16 protein-coding genes and 1 tRNA gene are annotated in these 18,488 nt (G+C 39.1%); 12 read left to right on the plus strand and 5 right to left on the minus strand.

The genetic code is table 11. The features are described from left to right. Window positions 1-490: 490 nt before the first annotated feature. Window positions 491-1,093: a CDP-diacylglycerol--glycerol-3-phosphate 3-phosphatidyltransferase gene (pgsA, locus tag TY21_RS01550; RefSeq protein WP_042243015.1), complete on the minus strand. Its 603-nt coding sequence runs from the start codon at window positions 1,091-1,093 to the stop codon at window positions 491-493. A gap of 92 nt (window positions 1,094-1,185) precedes the next feature. Beyond that, window positions 1,186-2,712 (minus strand): glycogen synthase GlgA, encoded by a 1,527-nt coding sequence (gene glgA, locus TY21_RS01555; RefSeq protein WP_042243017.1) that lies wholly within the window; start codon window positions 2,710-2,712, stop codon window positions 1,186-1,188. Between the two features lie 543 nt (window positions 2,713-3,255). Between glgA and TY21_RS01560 the strand changes: the two genes are divergently transcribed. From TY21_RS01560 to TY21_RS01615, 12 genes are all read left to right on the plus strand, one after another. Further along, window positions 3,256-3,327: transfer RNA gene (locus TY21_RS01560), tRNA-Gln, on the plus strand. Window positions 3,328-3,353: 26 nt separating this feature from the next. Continuing rightward, window positions 3,354-4,280: a ribose-phosphate pyrophosphokinase gene (locus tag TY21_RS01565; RefSeq protein ID WP_042243020.1), complete on the plus strand. Its 927-nt coding sequence runs from the start codon at window positions 3,354-3,356 to the stop codon at window positions 4,278-4,280. 79 nt (window positions 4,281-4,359) lie between these two features. Then, window positions 4,360-4,923: a 50S ribosomal protein L25/general stress protein Ctc gene (locus TY21_RS01570; protein WP_039385775.1), complete on the plus strand. Its 564-nt coding sequence runs from the start codon at window positions 4,360-4,362 to the stop codon at window positions 4,921-4,923. Window positions 4,924-4,959: 36 nt separating this feature from the next. Then, entirely contained in the window at window positions 4,960-5,532 is a 573-nt protein-coding gene (pth, locus tag TY21_RS01575) for an aminoacyl-tRNA hydrolase (protein ID WP_042243024.1), read from the plus strand. A 41-nt stretch (window positions 5,533-5,573) separates the two neighbouring features. Further along, a complete protein-coding gene (gene rpsF / locus TY21_RS01580; RefSeq protein ID WP_039385771.1) occupies window positions 5,574-5,921 on the plus strand; it encodes a 30S ribosomal protein S6 in 348 nt (115 codons plus the stop codon). Window positions 5,922-5,942: 21 nt separating this feature from the next. Beyond that, entirely contained in the window at window positions 5,943-6,191 is a 249-nt protein-coding gene (gene rpsR, locus TY21_RS01585; protein WP_130589701.1) for a 30S ribosomal protein S18, read from the plus strand. A gap of 18 nt (window positions 6,192-6,209) precedes the next feature. Continuing rightward, complete coding sequence (rplI, locus tag TY21_RS01590) at window positions 6,210-6,707, plus strand: 50S ribosomal protein L9 (protein WP_042243029.1); 498 nt, start codon at window positions 6,210-6,212, stop codon at window positions 6,705-6,707. Between the two features lie 95 nt (window positions 6,708-6,802). Beyond that, entirely contained in the window at window positions 6,803-7,648 is an 846-nt protein-coding gene (gene ispE / locus TY21_RS01595; protein ID WP_042243032.1) for a 4-(cytidine 5'-diphospho)-2-C-methyl-D-erythritol kinase, read from the plus strand. Between the two features lie 232 nt (window positions 7,649-7,880). Then, a complete protein-coding gene (gene rfaD / locus TY21_RS01600; RefSeq protein ID WP_042243035.1) occupies window positions 7,881-8,867 on the plus strand; it encodes an ADP-glyceromanno-heptose 6-epimerase in 987 nt (328 codons plus the stop codon). A gap of 29 nt (window positions 8,868-8,896) precedes the next feature. Then, window positions 8,897-10,153 (plus strand): bifunctional heptose 7-phosphate kinase/heptose 1-phosphate adenyltransferase, encoded by a 1,257-nt coding sequence (locus tag TY21_RS01605; protein ID WP_232044380.1) that lies wholly within the window; start codon window positions 8,897-8,899, stop codon window positions 10,151-10,153. Window positions 10,154-10,578: 425 nt separating this feature from the next. Then, window positions 10,579-12,366 carry a DNA primase gene (gene dnaG, locus TY21_RS01610; RefSeq protein WP_042243040.1) on the plus strand — a complete coding sequence of 596 codons (1,788 nt, stop codon included), beginning with the start codon at window positions 10,579-10,581 and terminating at the stop codon, window positions 12,364-12,366. A gap of 80 nt (window positions 12,367-12,446) precedes the next feature. Further along, the gene (locus TY21_RS01615; RefSeq protein WP_052354607.1) at window positions 12,447-14,126 is read left to right on the plus strand and encodes a leucine-rich repeat domain-containing protein; all 1,680 of its coding nucleotides are present in this window, start codon (window positions 12,447-12,449) and stop codon (window positions 14,124-14,126) included. Between the two features lie 353 nt (window positions 14,127-14,479). On the opposite strand, the gene TY21_RS01620 is transcribed toward TY21_RS01615, so the two are convergent. The 3 genes from TY21_RS01620 to pgm form a co-directional block, all read right to left on the minus strand. Further along, complete coding sequence (locus TY21_RS01620; protein ID WP_042243043.1) at window positions 14,480-15,664, minus strand: autotransporter domain-containing protein; 1,185 nt, start codon at window positions 15,662-15,664, stop codon at window positions 14,480-14,482. A gap of 162 nt (window positions 15,665-15,826) precedes the next feature. Then, window positions 15,827-16,237 carry a thiol-disulfide oxidoreductase DCC family protein gene (locus TY21_RS01625; RefSeq protein ID WP_042243045.1) on the minus strand — a complete coding sequence of 137 codons (411 nt, stop codon included), beginning with the start codon at window positions 16,235-16,237 and terminating at the stop codon, window positions 15,827-15,829. A 531-nt stretch (window positions 16,238-16,768) separates the two neighbouring features. Continuing rightward, window positions 16,769-18,433: a phosphoglucomutase (alpha-D-glucose-1,6-bisphosphate-dependent) gene (gene pgm, locus TY21_RS01630; RefSeq protein ID WP_042243049.1), complete on the minus strand. Its 1,665-nt coding sequence runs from the start codon at window positions 18,431-18,433 to the stop codon at window positions 16,769-16,771. Window positions 18,434-18,488 lie beyond the last annotated feature (55 nt).

The raw sequence follows: 18,488 nt of genomic DNA on the forward strand, positions 1-18,488 counted from the left end.
AATCATCTTCCTAGCAGCTCTCTTTTAAAAAAGAAGTTTTTATTAGCTGTATAATTGTGTAAAAAGTTGTCCCAAAGTATAGGACTCTGAGATTTATAGCAAATTGATTTAAGTGAGAGTTAGATTGCAAGAAACTCCATCTTGTAGTAAGCGATAAGAGGGGCAAAAAATATGATTCCTGTGAGAGCGGGCAATTTGCTGGGCCACCTCTCAAGGTGAGTATTTTGCTTTATTAATTGGCGATACTTTCCTATCTTCCACCCTTTTTAGTCGACCTCATGATTTAGACCTCTAATCGCAAGGAGAAAATGTCGGTAAAACCTTCTTTTTTTTTGAAGATCTTTGTAATTGAAGCTGGAGGAAGGCTAGCTCTTTAAGATAAGACTATCTTGTGGTATCCATCTTCGAAATTAACCATAAGGCTCTTTGGTAATCTCCTTTAGGCATGGCCTACTAACAAAGGGGTAATCACCTAAAAATTTATGAGGGCTTAGGGTTTAGCTGGATGCAAAGACAATAGCTTGGCAATGTATTGTCTATTGGCATACACATAGTCTACTCCAGAATAAGCAGTATAAATTCCTGCTATACCTACAACCCATGTGCTTATGTATTGTAGATCATGGCTGGATAAATAACCTAAGGAATGAGGAATCATCAGGATTAATACAGTTAAAGCAGCCATCGCTTGAATTCCTGCTTTAATTTTCCCGCTGGTACGCGCTGCTAAAGCAAACCCTTTAAGCGCACAAATGGTTCGAAGTGTACTAACGACAGAATCGCGATAGACAAAGATAAAAATTAAAGCTAAGGGCAACCTGACAGGCTCTGCGGTAAATGTTAGAAAATAAGAGAGACGCGCAATGCTATCAGCCATAGGATCTAGTATTTTTCCAAAATCTGTTACTTGGTTATATTTGCGTGCCAAATAGCCATCAAAGGCATCTGATAATTCACTAACCCCAAGTAAAAAAAGTAAAACATAGGGTAGAAGAGATGGATTAATTTCTAAATAATCATGGTGAAGATAGACTAAAAGAAAAATGGGGCTGATAAAAATGCGAATAAAGGTAAAGTAATTAGCTATACTCAAGAAGTGACCTATAATTTGAAGGATTTTAGCTTAACTTTTACAAAACTTTAGATTTATTTTCTCTAAAAAAAGATCAACTTGTAAATTTCCCTCTATAAAGGGGATTTTTTAGCCTCTTTTTCGGTGGCTAGGATGCTCTGATAGATGTTTAAATATTCATCAGAAGGAGTATTCCAGCTGAAATCTGTCTTCATTGCACGAATGATAAGCTGACGCCAGCGGTCAGGATAATGGAACCAACATTCAAAAGCTCTATCTAAAGCTGACTCAATTCCTTTAGCATCAGGGTATTCGAAAACATATCCATTTGTTTTTTCAATAGGTTTTCCTGAATAGTCTACATCACAAATCGTATCTGCTAACCCTCCCGTCTTACGCACAATAGGGATAGTTCCATATTTAAGAGCAATCATCTGGGTTAAGCCACAAGGTTCGAATAAAGAAGGTACGATAAACATATCTGAAGCCGCATAGATCAGATGAGCCAATTCTTCGCTATGATGTAAAATTAGGCGCACGTGAGGGTGCTCATGAAAATGGCGATTAAGCTGTTGAAATTCGGCGTTGATACCCTCGATAGGGCTAGATCCTAGCAATAAAAATTGCCCTTTTTTCTCTAAAGTATAATGAAGAGCGTGTTTAATAAGCTCGATGCCTTTTTGAGGAACCAAACGCGCAATGCAGCCTATAATCGGGCGATGTTCTTCGGCTAAAAATAAGCGTTCTCTTAAGAAATTTTTTATGTAAGCTTTTTTATCTAGCGTATGACGATCTTTTTTGCTTTCCGGTGCTTCTCGAGGAGAATAATGTGTGGGAAGATAACGATCGATCTCAGGATTCCAAAAGGAATAATCAATCCCATTCAAAATCCCTTTAAATTTGTTTTTGTATTTGTATAATGTTTTATCTAAACCGCGGCCTCCTAGAGGAGTGAGCACTTCTTTTGCATAATTAGGTGAGACGGTGGTGATATGATCTGCATAAATAATCGCTCCTTTTAATAGGTTGATAGCCTCTTTGTATTGAGCATCTTGCATATTATCTGGCAGAAGATAATGCGAGCCATTTAATCCTATATTATCAAGATCACTACTTGAGCAATGTCCTTGATATTCGATATTGTGGATAGTAAAAACGATTTTAGCCTCTTTAACGCATTGGGGTCGATAAAGCTCATGATAGAGAGGGGCAATCACAGCTGTTTGCCAATCATGCAAGTGTATAATATGAGGAGATAACCCTTCTTTTTCTATAAATTCTAAAGCCGCTCGCGAGAAATAAAGATAGCGCTCCATATCATCTGCGCAGCCATAAAAACAACCGCGGTGAAAGAAATGGGCGGGATGATGAGGCTCAATGAAATAGACTTTAAGATTCTCTACCCAGCCTTTCCAGATGGTATTGCGATGCCAAGTTCCTTTATAGAAAGAGGGAAGAGAATCATTATAGATAGCAAAATCGCGGATGCTTTCTGTATCCATGCAATCATATTTGGGAATAATAAGGTCAATATCATGTCCCTTGCATGAAAGTTCTCTGCTTAAACCTAGTAAGACATCTCCTAACCCGCCAACTTTGGCAATTGGAGCTAGTTCAGAAGCAATATTGATAATATGCATAAATGTATAAGGGCTCGTTTTATCTAGTTAAAATTTTTTTCCTCATCATAGGGGCAAGCCTAAAAAAAATACAGAAAATCTCTTGAAAGCTTTTTATATAGCCTTTGTATCTCATCGTTAAAGCATTATCTTGTAAAGTTTTTTACATCTTGGCGCTTTCAAATGAAGGCGCGGGCTATAGAATTTTTTTTTGTAGATTCTACTATAGTTTTTTTTCTAGAGGTAGGCAAATCCCCAATCGCCAGAAGGCTAGGGAAGTAAATAAAAAAAGTCTAGGCATTTTTATAGATTAAATAAAGCTTGGGGTGGGCTTTTTCAGTAAGAGGAACGAGAATAATCATTCTTGCTCACTCATGTAACGTAAGGGCAAGGTAGCTTGTAGAGGGCTATTTAAACTTTAGAACCAGGAAATAAAAATTTAAGAGAACCTGTTCTAGGGCATTGAAGCTAACAAATAAACAAAAAAAATAAAAGGTGTTTGCTAAAAATCTTCCATTCCTGTAGCATATCAAACTTGATTATCGCGCTAAACAGTAATTGTACTGGGGTGTCGCCAAGCGGTAAGGCAGCGGTTTTTGGTACCGCCATGCGGAGGTTCGAATCCTTCCACCCCAAATCTAGTAAGTAGATAAATAGGTTAAATGATACCCACCGCCCCTAACTTTGTAGTCTTTGCCGGTACTTCTCATCCTGAACTATCCAAAGAAGTAGCAAAAGACTTAAAAGTTAAGCTAGGTAAGATTAGCATTCAACGTTTTCCTGACCAGGAAATTTTTCTGGAAGTTTTGGAAGATGTTAGCAATAAAGATGTGTATGTCATCCAATCATTAGCTTTTGCGCCCAATGAGTATTTAATGGAGCTTTTGATTATGGTAGACGCGCTGAAAAGAGCTTCAGCACGCCGCATCACAGCCGTTATTCCTTATTATGGGTATTGCCGGCAAGATCGTCAAGATAAGCCGCAGGTGCCTATTACTGCTAAGCTTGTTGCCGATCTTTTGCAAAAAGCGGGTGTTGCTTGCATAATTGCTGCAGATTTGCATGCAGGTCAAGTCCAGGGGTTTTTTGATATCCCTGTGATCAACCTCCAGTGCATGCCTCTCTTAGCAAAAGTTTTCAGGAAATTTGAGACTGATGAGCTAGTTGTTGTGACACCCGATGTAGGTAGCATCAAATTAGGGCGTGATTATGCTAATCATCTAAATGTTGGGTTTGCTGTTGTTAATAAACAAAGACTTAAAGCTGGTGAAGTGGAAGCTTTACAAGTGATAGGTGATGTTAAAGGAAAAGATGTACTTCTCGCTGATGATATGTGCTCCACGGGAGAAACATTAACATCAGCTGCGAAAGCGTGCCGAGAGAAGGGTGCTAAAAGAATTTGGGCGTCTATGACGCATGGTTTGTTTGTAGGGGAAGCTCTACCGCTTATCAACCAAAGTTGCATTGAAGCACTGATAACGACAAATACTGTCCCCTTCAAGGGTCTTGCAGAAAAAACCACAAAAAATGTGCATGTTGCCTCTGCAGCGCCTCTCTTTGCTCGAGCTATACTAAATCTCGCTACTTAAGAAGACATCCATAAAAGTTAATCAATATTTAAAAAGAGTATGCTTTTGAATTTAATACTCTTATTCTATCGGAGGCTACATGAAGCTAAACGTTACTAAAAGAACTGCAGGAAAGAAGAGTAGCTCCAAGCAACTTCGCCGCGCAGGTCAAGTTCCTGCTATTATTTATAAGCGTGGAAATGAACAAGCAGACAATATAGCGCTGAACATCAGCGAGTTTAATGCTCTCGGTCGACAAGTTCAACCAGGACGGCTATCAACAAATGTTTTTACCTTGGTAGATGAAAACGGCCAAGAACGACGTGCATTGCTCAAAGAGATCCAATATCATGTAACCAGATATGATGTACTTCATCTGGATTTTGAAGAATTGGTAGACGATGTACAGGTCAATGTAAAAGTGCCTATTGAGTGCACAGGTGTAGTGGATTGTGTAGGTATTAAATTAGGGGGCGTCTTACGTCAAGTCATTCGCTACTTAAAAGTACGCTGCTTGCCCAAAGATATACCCTCTGCTTTTGTTTTAGATATAAAGAATATGAATCAGCGAGAAACTCGTCGTTTGGCCGATTTGAATATCCCTGAAAGCATTAGACCTTTGGCTGATCTTAACGAAGTAGCAGTAGCTATAGTTAAACGTTAATAAGCCTTAACAGATAGGGATAGTAAGTCATCCAACATGCATCGCCTCTTTGTAGGACTAGGGAATCCAGGTAAAAAATATGAGCTGACACGGCACAATATTGGATTTATGGTTTTACAAGAGTTGGCTTTAACGCTGGGAGTGCAATTTAAAGAAAAGCCCCAGGTGCAGGGGTGGATAGCTAAAACTGCTTGGAAGGAAACGACAATACATCTATTGATGCCCACCACTTATATGAATGGAAGTGGCCAAGCAGTGCGTCGATATATGGATTATGTGAAGTTAGTACCAGATAACCTTGTTGTCATTGTGGATGATGTGGCATTACCGTATGGGCACATGCGCCTAAGGACAGAAGGGGGAGCTGGCGGACACAATGGCTTAAAAAGCATAGAAGCTTATCTAGGTACGCAACGGTATGCTAGGTTAAGGATGGGGATAGGGTACCATGGAATGGGTAGCCTAGCTGACTATGTGCTGGATAATTTCACCCCTGAAGAGCAAAAAGTTCTTCCCTCTTATGTCAAGCAAGCTGTTGATGTGCTTAAGCAGCTAGTGAATGAAAGCATCACTGAGGTGATGAAAACAGTTAATAAACAGCCTCAATAGAGGCTTGGAAGACCTAAATTTATACTGGTCAGGAGAAAACAATGAGTCAAAAACCTAAGAACCTTTACGAAGGAATGTATATCATCAGCGCTACCTTAAGTGATGATGCCCGTCACAAAGCGCTCGATAGAATCCAAAAAGGAATTACAGAGCGTGAAGGGTCAATTTTAAAAATTCACGATCAAGGTCGCCGCCGGTTGGCCTATGAAATTGATGGACATCGTGAAGGGCACTATTTCGTTATTTATTTTGAAGTAATTCCAGCAGCTATTTCTGAGCTTTGGCAGGAATATCATCTTAACGAAGATCTTGTTCGCTTTATCACACTCCAAGCGGATAAAGTTATGGAAAAAATTGAATTTAAACCTTTATTGGAAGAAAGCGCATAAGGAGCACAGATTATGAGAAATATGGGTCAAAGGTTCTCTGAGCCAGGCGATTTTCGTTCGAAGAAACGTAAACGTTGTCCATTTATAGCTGCTGGTGTTAAACATATCGACTATAAAGATATTAATACTCTCTCTCGCTTTATTACCGAAAGAGGTAAAATACTGCCAAGGCGCATTACAGGCGTTTCTGCATATTATCAGAAACATCTGACAAACGCGATTAAAAGAGCCCGTCACATGGCCCTGTTGCCTTTTGTGGCAGAAGTTTAAAATTGAGGAGAACTAAATATGGCAAATAAATTGCTGTTGCTCAAGGACATCGAAACGCTGGGGCGTAGTGGAGATATTGTTGGGGTTAAACCAGGCTACGCACGTAATTTCCTACTGCCTCAAGGAATGGCAGTTGTTGCAGATAAGAAGGCTTTGCGTATGCAAGCTCGTCTGCAGGAGGAACGTCAGAAAAAAGCGGCTCTTGATCGCCAAGAATCCGATGAGCTTGCTGCTAAGCTGGAAGGCCAAAATATTACCACCATCGTTAAGGTAGATCATGAAGGACATATGTATGGTTCTGTAAGTACTGGAGATATTGCTGAGCTTTTAGAACAGCAGATGTCCATTACTTTGGACAAACGTACCCTTCAACTCAAGCATGCCATTAAGGTAATAGGCGTGCATAAAATTAGCGTAAAACTTAAAGAAGGCGTTCAAGCTTCCTTTAGTTTAACCATTGAACCTGAAGGTAAAGCTGCTCTTCCTAAGGAAGAAAGCGTTACAAAATCCAAGTAAAATTTAAGGTCTCTTGTAAGCTGTTTTTACAAGAGACTTTTTGCTCTATTAAATATCTATTTTAAAATAGCAATAAGCCTTAAAACATTACTCCTATGCTCACTCTTTTAGCGCCAGCTAAAATTAATCTTTTTTTAAGGGTTCTAAACCGTCGCTCAGATGGATACCATAATCTGGCTTCCCTTATCCAAACTATTAACCTTCATGATACCCTTCATTTCGCTCTAGGAAGCCAAGATGTGCTCATGTGTGAACATCCTAGCCTTCCTAAAGATTCTTCCAATTTAATTACAGCAGCTACACATCTTTTTAGAAAAAAAACGGGCTTAAATTTTGGTTTAAAGGTCGTTCTAGAAAAAAATATTCCTATGCAATCAGGACTAGGAGGCGGCAGTAGCAATGCCGCAACCACACTATGGGCTCTTAACCAATTGCATGGATTTCCTGTTCCCCTAGAGCAGCTAATAGAATGGTCGAGTGAAATAGGATCAGATGTTCCCTTTTTTCTATCTCAAGGAACAGCTTACTGTACAGGAAGGGGTGAAGTAGTTCGTTGCTTAAATCCTTTACCTATTCAGCGCTTGTGGATAGCCAAACCTTATGAGGGGCTATCTACTCCTCTTGTATTTAAGCAACTCGATTTAACTAAAATATCTTCCTACGATCCCGAATTAGCACTACAAAGCTTTTTTTCTAATCAGCCTTTTTATTTTAACGATTTAGAAGAGCCTGCTTTTGAATTAAAACCTTATTTGAAAACAGTTAAAGAAGAGCTGCTAAAAAGTGGATATGAGACCGTCTCAATGACTGGCAGCGGAACAGCTTTTTATTGTTTGGGCCGTGTGGCTCCTCCTATCATTCCTCAAGTTACCTTTTATCCTGCAACTTTCATCAATCGTCCTGCAGAGAGATGGTACCCTTTTGACTCTGCGCGCGATTAAATGCTATTTAAAGCTATTGATAGAAGGCGGGTCCCTTGGGTCTTTAATTAAATGAGTGAGGGTGTTTCAATCTATTCCTAGCTTTGCTAATATTTGCCTATTTGAATTTTAAGAAAATAATTAAATTCTATCCTTATAAAAGGTCCACTAAAGAGGTAGGGAAGGAGTAAATTTAGCTTGGACAGAGAGAACCATTTGGGTAAAATTTTTAATCCTTTAAATAAGATTTCTTATGAAAGCATTTAGTGATCAGTACATTATCATAACAGGAGGAGCTGGATTTATTGGCTCGGGCGTAGTGCGCTATTTAAATGATCGAGGAATCTCTAATTTGATTCTCGTAGATGATCTAGGGGCCTCTGAGAAATGGAAAAATTTAGTGGGCAAATGTTTTATAGACATTTTAGATAAAAGTCAGCTGTTAACATGGATGGTAGGACGCGAAGATGCCATTAAAGCTTTTATTCACTTAGGGGCCTGCAGTAGCACCTTGGAAAGAAATGCCAGCTATCTTTTGGAAAATAATTACCGTTATAGTGTTAAGCTAGCTGAATATGCATTCACCCATGGCCAACGCTTTATCTATGCTTCTTCGGGTGCAACTTATGGGGATGGCACGCAAGGATTCTTAGATAATGAGAATCAATTAGAGAGCCTGCAACCGCTTAATATGTATGGTTATTCTAAGCATCTTTTTGATTTATGGTTAAAAAATCAAAGAGTTTTGAATAAAGTGGTAGGTCTAAAGTATTTTAATGTTTTTGGACCCAATGAAAATCACAAAGGCCAGATGGCTTCAGCCATTGTGCGCATGTTGCCCGCAGCCCAACATGAAAATGTCGTCCGGCTTTTCAAATCTTCTGAGCCAAGTAAATATCCTGATGGGGGACAAAAACGTGATTTTGTCTACATTAAAGATGTGGCTCGCATGACTTGCGCTTTTCTTTTTAACAAAGTCAATGGAATTTATAATATCGGTTCAGGAAATGCTAGTACTTGGAATGATTTAGCTTCTTCTGTTTTTAAAGCTATTCATAAACCTGTTAAGATAGATTATGTAAATATGCCTGCTGAGCTGGTAGGTAAATACCAGAATTATACATGTGCTGATATGACTAAAACCCGCCAAGCTCTTCAGGAGCAGGCCACTTCCCTACCTTTAGAGGCTGCTGTGGAAGATTACATCTGTAACTACTTACTTCCCGGTAAAACATGGTAAGGTTGACAGGTCCTTTTAGCAGGCTAGGGGTGTGTAAAATCCTGGTAGCCGGTGACCTCATGTTAGATACTTATACGATAGGGAAGGCCCTGCGTATTTCTCCTGAAGCTCCTGTAGCTATTATCCATGTGCAGCACGAGGACAACCGTCCAGGGGGAGCAGGAAATGTCATGCTCAACCTGATATCTTTAGGGGCGGAGGTAGTAGCTGTTGGCCGGGTCGGTAATGACGTTTATGGGCAAGCTTTAAAAGAGCTGCTTTCCCACGAGAAAATCGATGTTAAAGGGATTGTTACGCAATCGAGCTACTTTACCCCTGTTAAAAATCGTATCATTGCTGAAAATCAGCAAGTGGTGCGCGTGGACCATGAAAAGTTCATGAATTTGGAAGAGCAGCTTGAGCAACAAATTATTGATCATCTACCGGTTCTTTTTCAAGGGGTTCAGGTGGTGGCCTTATCGGATTATGGAAAAGGATTTTTAACTAACACTTTACTTAACGCTATCATTGAATATGCCAAGCGGCTGGGTATACCAGTGATCACAGACCCTAAAGGAACGGATTTTACTAAGTATATAGGCACGACCATAATTAAGCCGAATCTAACAGAAGCCTATTCTGCTGCAAATTTATCCTTAGCCACTGCTCTTGAAAAAGTTGCTGAAAAGATTCTCCATCAAGTAGAAGCAGAGGTGCTCCTCATTACTCGCTCTGAGGCAGGAATTTCCATTTTTGAGAGAAAAGGAGAGCGCCAAGATTTCCCTGTGCGCGTGCATGAAGTCAAAGATGTGACGGGTGCAGGTGATACCGTTTTAGCTATGTTGGCCTATGCAATTGGAAACAAGCTTCCCTTAGCAGAAGCTGCTCAATTAGCGAACGTAGCAGCTGGAATTGCTATCGAACATTTAGGATGTGCGCGCGTGACACTCAAGCAGTTAGCTAGCCGTCTGCTAAAATATGATGGAGAAAATAAGGTGTTCGATGAAGAACATATCTTTGCATTACAGCAAGCTCTAAAAGGGCAAAAAATTACGATTATCAATGTCTCTGGCGCGGAGGGCTTAACTTCTACTATCTTCCAGGCGATTAGGAAGATTGCTCAGCAGGATCACCTGAAGTTGCTTGTCTATATCCGTGATGAAAAGCCTTCAGAGGACTTTATCCATATTTTAGCTTCTTTACAAGAAGTAGAATTTATTATTCTAGCCACAAGCAGCTTAGATAACTTTTGCCAACTGCTTAAGCCGCAAGAACTTCATCTGATTGAGAATGTATATGTGGGTTAAACGGAAAATAATCTGCCCCCTTACCCTATTTTATAGCTAGGATATCTTTCTTACCATCTTTCTGGCATTTTAAATAACACCATAGCCATAGGTAAATACTCTAAGTTAACCCATAAAGAGTCTTGATTTTTTAAGCAAGCTTGATCTGCCTATGCTTCAAATTTAGTACAAGTTAAATAAATTTTGCCGTTTAGCTGAATTTCATTATGAATAACACAGGCACCCCACCCTGGTGAAAAGGAAGATTTTAGTAAAATTTACAATCATTAAGCTACTCCCATTGATGCAGGATTTTTTTGCTATCACTCATAATTTAAGAAACAAAATTTATTTGTTCATCCTACTTCTCTAATATCTTATTTGCTTGCTAGAGAAAAATTTATGGAGTAAAATCGTTATCAACCCTTGTTCTTAATATATTATTCATGCCACTCTTCACTAAAGAAAGCCTTGAAAATCTCCGTCAAAGAATAGACATTGTCGATGTTTTGAATGCCCATCTTGATCTTAAGCGTGCCGGGGCCGCCTATAAAGGGCTATGTCCCTTTCACGATGAAAAAACACCTTCCTTTATGATTCAGCGGGGAGACACCCATTATCATTGCTTTGGATGTGGAGCGCATGGCGACGCCATCCAGTTCTTAATGGCGCATCTTAAAATGAGTTTTTCTGAAGCCGTTGAAAGCTTAGCAGAGCGTTTTCATGTGCCTTTAGAAATTATGGAGGAGGCCGAATCTAATAAAGGCCCTAGTAAGACTCTCTTAAAAGAAGCCCTTGAGCAGGCTTGTCATTTTTATCATTTCTATCTTCTTCATACTCCGGAAGGCCATGAAGTGTTACATTACTTATATAAAAGGGGACTGGACCTTGATTTTATTAGACGCTTTCAGATTGGGTTAGCTCCCAAAGTTCCTGGATATTTTCGCCAAGTTATGCATGCAAAGTTTATCAAGGATGAGATTTTACGCACGGTAGGATTGATAGCAGAGGGTAAGGAAGGCCGTTGGCGTGATTTTTTTTCGGATAGAATTACTTTCCCTATTCGTGATGCGGCAGGAGCAGTGATTGGATTCTCTGCCCGAAAATATAAGGAGCAAACTTTTGGAGGTAAATATATTAATACCCCTGAAACTAGCCTTTTTAAAAAATCTCGCGTTCTTTTTGGATTAAATTATTGTCGTAGACGTCTTGCTAAAGAAGGGCGAGTAATTATTGTAGAAGGCCAAATTGATGCATTGCGCCTGATCCAAGAAGGCTTTAACTTTACAGTTGCAGGACAAGGTACCGCTTTTGGAGAGGGACATGCCAAAGAACTATTGATGCTAGGCATAAATTTAGTTTACTTAGCATTGGATGGAGATAGTGCAGGACAAGAGGCGAGTGTAAAAATTGGAGATCTTTTCCAGCGCGAAGGGATAGAAGTCCGAATTGCTCAGATGCCTAAAGGATTAGATCCCGATGTTTTTCTAAGAGAAAAAGGGCCTGAAGCTTTTTTGAAGCTACTGGAAACAAGTTCAGATTATCTAGATTTTCTTGTTAAGCATTACTCCCAGCAGTATGATTTACGTTCACCTGCTGCCAAGCATCAGTGTATCGAGAGAATTGCCAAGCAGATTCGCCAATGGGATCAACCTGTATTAGTGCAAGAAAGCTTACGTAAGTTAGCTTATTTGATGCAAGTTCCTGAAAATACACTCTTGCTTGAACAAATTCATACACCTAATTTGTATATTAAAAAAGCAGCAAATATTGGATTACAAACTATTGATCCGGATCGTATTCTAGAAATGGATTTGCTGCGTTGGCTGCTCATGATGCCAGAGGAGCGCACCCGTCTTTTAAAACTTGCCCAAGAGAATCTAAAACCCTCAGATTTTCGTGTACCTATCTGTCAAAAAATGTATTTAGCCTTGTTGGATGCATGCCAAAAGAATGAATTTATTGATGTCATTTCTCTTGTTTTAAAAACAGATGATTTGGAAAGTCAATTGATAATCTCTGATCTGCTTGAAAAGAAGATTAATAAGGAGAAAGCCGAATCTAATTTTGTGGAAACTCTGCAAAAGATTTTAACGCGAAATTGGATGGGTACTTGTGAACTTATTAAAATGAAAATTCAAAGTGGCCAATGTACGGATGATGAAGTTTTGGAATTAGTCAAAGAATATAATACGCTTAGAAAAAGCCTTCCTAAAGTGAATGTTTCTTTTTAAAAATGCCTTTTTTTGAAGAAACATAGAGTAGGATAGAAGCTTTAAAAAAATTAAATCAATTTTAATGGAGCTTGCCGTAAATGCATTCTTCTACCTCCGTAGCCCACCTGCCCAATGATGTTCTCATAAATATCTTAGAGTTATGTGTAACTCCTTCCTTATCTAAGGTTTGTACCAGATGGCGTCATCTTCTGGCTACTGAAGTAATGCCATCGCTGTATAAAAAGATAGGTAAATTTCATTGTCCTACAGGGCATATTACTGAGCAAGCGCTGGTTATAGATAAGATTTACAAGTTGAAAGGTAGCCTTCCTCTCATAAAGAAGGTAAATGAAATTTTTAGACAACTCTTTACTGTGGCCAAAACCTTTTCACCTTCAGAATTTAAAGGGCAAGCCAATAAAAATAAATACTTTAATCTTTCTAATTATTTTTTTTATTTTGTAAATGTTAATCGCCTTTTGTTGTGGGAAAAGGTGGGCGATGGCTGTAAATATTTACAGCGTAAAGATATCAAGCATTTACCTTTAGAAGTAAAAGGGAAGATTTTTAAAGTGTGGCTTAAAAACCATTGTGCCTCTCTTATAGAATTAAAGCTATCAGAAATTCATCTAAGCTATCTATGCCCAGAAATAGGTTTATTGTCTCAACTTACCCAGCTACAACTAAAAAGCAATCAGCTTACTACACTTCCTGCAGAGATAGGGCATCTATCTAAGTTGAAAAAGCTTGATCTATATCAGAACCAGCTTACCTCCCTTCCCCCAGAGATAGAGAAATGCTCTCGGCTACAAGCGCTTTTTTTAGGCGATAACGCGCTTATCATTTTCCCTCAAAAGATTGGACAGTTATCTAACTTGCGATTACTCGAGTTAGGCAAAAATTACTTTACTACTCTTCCAGCCGAAATAGGAAAGCTATCTCAGCTAGAGCAGCTGAAGTTGCAGCAGAATAATCTTACCTCTCTTGCTGCAGAAATAGGGCAATTGTCTAACTTAAGAGAGCTTTACTTAACTAGCAACCACCTTGCTTCTCTTCCTGTAGAGATAGGAAAGCTAACTAAGCTAAAAATGTTGTATGTATCTCACAACAAGCTTATCTCTCTTCCTGCAGAGATCGGAAAGCTAGCTCGGTTGCAAACTTTGGGGTTGAGTGATAATCAGCTTACCTTGCTTCCTAAAGAGATAGGAGATCTACTTAGGCTAGAAGAATTGGATGTAAAAGAAAACATATTAAACTCGCTTCCGCTAGAGATAGGGAGGTTGTCTCAGTTAAAGCAGCTGAAGTTGCAGCGAAATAATCTTACCAATCTTCCTTCAGAGATTGGAAGCTTAGCTGGGCTGCGAACTTTTGAAGTAAGCCATAATCAGCTTACCTTGCTTCCTAAAGAGATAGGAACTTTGTCTTGGCTGCAAGAACTGAATGTAAAGGAAAATGAATTAAACTCACTTCCGCTAGAGATAGGAAAGCTATCTCAACTAAAGCAGCTGAAGTTGCAGCGAAATAATCTTGCCTCTCTTCCTAAAGAGATTGGAAGGCTGGCTAGGCTGCAAACTTTTGAAGTGAGTCATAACCAGCTTACCTCGCTTCCTAAAGAGATAGGATATCTGTTTTGGCTGCAAGAACTGGATGTAAAGGAAAACAAATTAAACTCCCTTCCCCTAGAGATAAGAAATCTTCCTTGGTTAAGGGCTTTTACGGTAAGAGGAAATCCTCTGCAAACTATCCCTGATGAAATAAAGAAGCGATTTAAACTTTAATTAAAAAATAAAACAAGATTATTAAACTCTTAAAAGAGCTTAGAATTGGTAAGGGCATCTGTAGCAAAAAAAATCTGGGAAGAAAGCTGAGTTTATAGCGGCCACCTTTTCTTGCCAGTAACAAATGATTTTAAAGTGAGTAAGTGAATGTAAAGTTTTTTAATTTTAATGAGTCCTTCAAGACCCATCATTAGAATAGTCAATTGTAAAAAGGTAACTTAAGCTTAGAATAAATCTTAAATTGTTGGTTGAGAAAGTTTTTTTATTTCCTAAAAAAAACAAGAGATCTAAGGAAATGGCCCTTAGATCTCTCGGATTTTAGCTACCTATTATCTATCATCAATGAGTAGCTATTACCAGGTAACTGTTACGCCTCCAGCAAGGTTCCAGGCAGAAAAACGATCCCACACTTCGCCAGAAAACTCAACATAGCCTTGCCAGCAGTTATAAAAGGTTTTAGCAATATTAACGGAACCTTCAAAACCACTAGTTTTTTGGTGCACGCCTTTGATTCTAAATTGTGAGCCTAGGTTTTTAAAATGGGCTTGAAAACGTTCTTGTAACAAGTTAAAGCGATATTTCCAGGCTGCATCAGCATTTAAATGAAGCTCCCACCAAGGAAGATTAGTACTTAAGTGTGTTCCTAAATAACCTACAGAGGCACTGATGTTTTTGCCGCGCACATGTAAGTTGAGTGATTGAGCACCATGTTCGCTGAGAGCATGGCGACGGTAAGAAGCATGTTCTAGCCGTGCGAAAGGCTGTACATAGAAGTTCTCGTAACCTAAATTTAAGCCAAGTTCTGTAAAAGAGGTCCATTCGCTGACTCTAGCTTTTCCTTTAGCTTTTCTAGTAAGGTTACCCACATCAATAGAGCGTTTGACTCTTACACAGTCGGCACCAAGAATGGTTCCCGAAAAAGAATAGAAGTGGGGATTATTCCACATGTAATAAATAGCTCCTTGCCAATTATTACCTTTACCATGCCCATTTTGCTTAAAATGAATATGGTCTTTTTCATAAGAACCGGCAATACCAACAGTTAACCAAGAGTTTAAAAAATTAAGATTCAATGGCTTTTGAGCACCAAAGGTAATATTGAAATTATCCATTCTATAGCCTTTAGCCCCATGAGAGTTGCGTAGACGGCTCTGTCCTCCTCCTACAGCTCCCCACGCTCTATATTCATCACAGTTCTCTCCACATTGTAAGCCTAGGCTATCATTGAGGATAGGCTGGTACATCCTACGAATAAATGTCTGGGAAGCTGTTTGATTGGGCTGGATTAAATTAGCATATTGCTCGCCTGAGAAATCATTGAGAGCTTCCCTTTGTTCTTTAGAAGGAAGAGCAGAGAGGTTATCAATTACCAGCGCTTCATCGGCAGATACTATACTAGTAGAGCTCCATTGCTGAGCAACATGTCTCTCATTGTAGGTAGAAGTAGAAAATGAGGCACTCATTAAATTGCCCAAAGGGCAAACTAAAGTACAACTACTCAAGCAAATTGTTAAAAGGGTTTTTAAATTATTTTTCATATGCATGTCCTATGCGGGTTGATAATGGAAAAACTCACTGATAGATTTTTTTTAAATTTATCTCAAGAAAAAATTGATAAAGAGGGAGATGAAGGTTGATTTGCTTTATTTGCTTTCTTAGCTTTAAGATTAGCGTGAAGTGCTATTTTCTTAATAAATAATTTAGGGAAGAAAACGATTTTTATCCTGTTCTTTTGGAAGCAAACAGCTATTTTGCAAGAAAAAACGTTGGCGATTTTGAGCTATTAATCGATACACCCAGTTATATAAAAAAGAAGGAAGAAAGGAAATCCAGCCAATAAGCTTCCATCTTCCCCCTAATAACCACAAAACTTGCAAAGCAGCTTGCCCCAATAAATAAACTTCTTTTTGAGAGGAAGTGTAATTTTTAAGAAGAATTAAAGAATTTGCTGTTTGAACCTTTCTAGGCAGATTTCCTAGCAGCTTTTTTGCCGTTAAGCCTTGTAAAGGTGCAAAGAGGAGTTGCTGCTTTGTATCATGTTTTATAAGAAAATATACAACATGGCTGCAGAGGCCACAGGTGCCATCATAAAAGATTAAATGTTTATCCATACTGCTTTTTTTACATTCATCGATTAAGAAAGACAAAATAAAGCTCTAGGAACTAGCTAACAAAGCTCTACGAGCTAGCTACCTCAACATAATTTTAATATTAACAAATGTGTTTCATGAGGAAAAAATTATCAAGTAAAAATATTAATCATGTTTGCGGTGATCGGGCCTTCAAGCATTTGCTTGGTAATTAGCGCGCCTACAAGCAGCAAGCTCGTTGGGAGGGTTAAAACCTAAACATGCTCGCGATAATGTGAAGCTTAAGAAAGGAGTGTTTTTTATAATATCTTTAATTCCCTCTTTAAAGTCCTTATCTTTGAGCCTTTCTTTAAGGAATACCTTAAAGCCTAGCTTGTATTCAATAGGATAATCCAAATTGCTATTCTTTTACGCTTTTCTTCATGAAAAGAATTTAAGTTGCTGTCTCTGGATGGAAAATTGCAAAAAATAGGAAAACTTTTTAATTGATCCTATCCGCATAAGCAATAAGCTAGCCATATTCATGGAGGCCCTCTTAACTGGCTTTTATTCTTAGGGAGTTTTGAGCAAATAAGCCTCTTCAAATGCTTTTCCCACAATCGATTGGGCTTCATCTAATATTTGTTCTAGATGCTCTTGACCTCGAAAACTTTCTCCATAAATCTTGTAAATATCTTCTGTTCCTGAAGGGCGAGCAGCAAACCACCCATTTTCGGTGACGACCTTTACTCCTCCTATGGCAGCACTGTTTCCTGCTGCATGGGTAAAGATACCCTGGATAGTCTCGCCTGCTATTTCCTTTGCTTGTATCTGCAAGGCAGAAAAGTTTTTTAATATTTGTCTTTGCTTAAGACTGGCAGGTGCTTCTACTCTATCATAAGCAGGGTTGCCAAATTCTCGGGTTAGATCCTGATAAATTTCGCCTGGGTCTTTGCCTTGTTGGGCTGTCATTTCAGCAGCTAATAAGGACAGGATAATCCCATCTTTATCCGTCGTCCAGGCTTTACCATCTAAACGAGCAAAAGAGGCGCCAGCACTTTCTTCGCCACAAAAGCTTAAAGATTCATTAAGAAGCCCATCGACAAACCATTTAAACCCTACCGGTACCTCATAAATTTTTCGATTTAATTGAGTGGCCACACGATCAATCATTTGGCTGCTGACGAGCGTTTTGCCTATTGCCGTCCCGGGATTCCATAAAGGCCGATGTTGAAAAAGATAAAAGATGGCGGCAGAGAGGTAATGATTAGGGGGAAGTAAGCCTGAACTTTTAGTGACAATGCCATGTCTATCGTGATCTGTATCGCAGGCAAAAGCAATATCAAAGCGATTTTTTAGATTGATTAGCCCTTGCATAGCATAGGCTGAAGAGGGATCCATACGAATTTGACCGTCCCAGTCTAGAGTCATAAATTGGAAGGTTGGATCAATAGCTTTGTTGACTAGGGTAAGGTTTAGCTTGTAGCGTTCGGCTATAGGTTCCCAATAATGAATTCCCGCTCCACCTAGCGGATCTACTCCCAATTTTATTTGGGATTTTTGAATAATCTCCATATTGATTACATTCTTAAGATCGCTAACGTAGGCTTCAAGATAGTTATAGCGCTTAGTGGTAGACAAGTTTAAGGCTTTTTCATAGGGAATTCTTTTAAGGTCTCTTAGCTCATGGCGCATTAGCTCATTGGCTTTTGTTTCAATCCATTGGGTAATATGGAGGTCAGCGGGTCCTCCGCTAGGGGGATTATATTTGATGCCACCTTGACTAGGGGGATTATGGGAAGGGGTAATGACGATACCATCAGCTAAATTTTTGGTGCGATGGCGGTTATAAGACACTATAGCATGGGAGATAACGGGCGTAGGTGTATACTCTTCTCCTTCGGCTAACAAAATTTCTATTCCATTGGCTGCTAATACTTCTAGAGCACTCATTAAAGCTGGCTTAGAAAGCGCATGCGTATCCATACCCAGAAATAGAGGACCATCAATCCCTTGTTGTTTACGATACTGGCAAATCGCTTGGCTAATAGCTAGGATATGATGTTCATTGAAGCTTTTTTGTAATGCAGAACCACGATGGCCCGATGTTCCAAAAGCTACCTGTTGAGCTGTGTCTAGGGGATCGGGCTTTTCAGCGTAATAAGCTGTAATAAGTTGGGGTATATTTACAAGTTTATCAGAAGGACTGATTTTTCCGGCTAGTGGGCTGACTCTCATTTATTTCCTCTTCATATTGTATGATAGCATGTTAGCTTAAAATTGTATTAGGCCC

The organism is Neochlamydia sp. S13, assembly GCF_000648235.2.
Classification (GTDB): domain Bacteria; phylum Chlamydiota; class Chlamydiia; order Chlamydiales; family Parachlamydiaceae; genus Neochlamydia.

Bases quoted from the DNA above. Each gene is read 5' to 3' on its own strand.
- glgA (WP_042243017.1), bottom strand. From the start codon at position 2,712: ATGCATATTATCAATATTGCTTCTGAACTAGCTCCAATTGCCAAAGTT.
- TY21_RS01565 (WP_042243020.1), top strand. From the start codon at position 3,354: ATGATACCCACCGCCCCTAACTTTGTAGTCTTTGCCGGTACTTCTCAT.
- TY21_RS01570 (WP_039385775.1), top strand. From the start codon at position 4,360: ATGAAGCTAAACGTTACTAAAAGAACTGCAGGAAAGAAGAGTAGCTCC.
- pth (WP_042243024.1), top strand. From the start codon at position 4,960: ATGCATCGCCTCTTTGTAGGACTAGGGAATCCAGGTAAAAAATATGAG.
- rpsF (WP_039385771.1), top strand. From the start codon at position 5,574: ATGAGTCAAAAACCTAAGAACCTTTACGAAGGAATGTATATCATCAGC.
- rpsR (WP_130589701.1), top strand. From the start codon at position 5,943: ATGGGTCAAAGGTTCTCTGAGCCAGGCGATTTTCGTTCGAAGAAACGT.
- rplI (WP_042243029.1), top strand. From the start codon at position 6,210: ATGGCAAATAAATTGCTGTTGCTCAAGGACATCGAAACGCTGGGGCGT.
- ispE (WP_042243032.1), top strand. From the start codon at position 6,803: ATGCTCACTCTTTTAGCGCCAGCTAAAATTAATCTTTTTTTAAGGGTT.
- rfaD (WP_042243035.1), top strand. From the start codon at position 7,881: ATGAAAGCATTTAGTGATCAGTACATTATCATAACAGGAGGAGCTGGA.
- dnaG (WP_042243040.1), top strand. From the start codon at position 10,579: ATGCCACTCTTCACTAAAGAAAGCCTTGAAAATCTCCGTCAAAGAATA.
- TY21_RS01615 (WP_052354607.1), top strand. From the start codon at position 12,447: ATGCATTCTTCTACCTCCGTAGCCCACCTGCCCAATGATGTTCTCATA.
- TY21_RS01620 (WP_042243043.1), bottom strand. From the start codon at position 15,664: ATGAAAAATAATTTAAAAACCCTTTTAACAATTTGCTTGAGTAGTTGT.
- TY21_RS01625 (WP_042243045.1), bottom strand. From the start codon at position 16,237: ATGGATAAACATTTAATCTTTTATGATGGCACCTGTGGCCTCTGCAGC.
- pgm (WP_042243049.1), bottom strand. From the start codon at position 18,433: ATGAGAGTCAGCCCACTAGCCGGAAAAATCAGTCCTTCTGATAAACTT.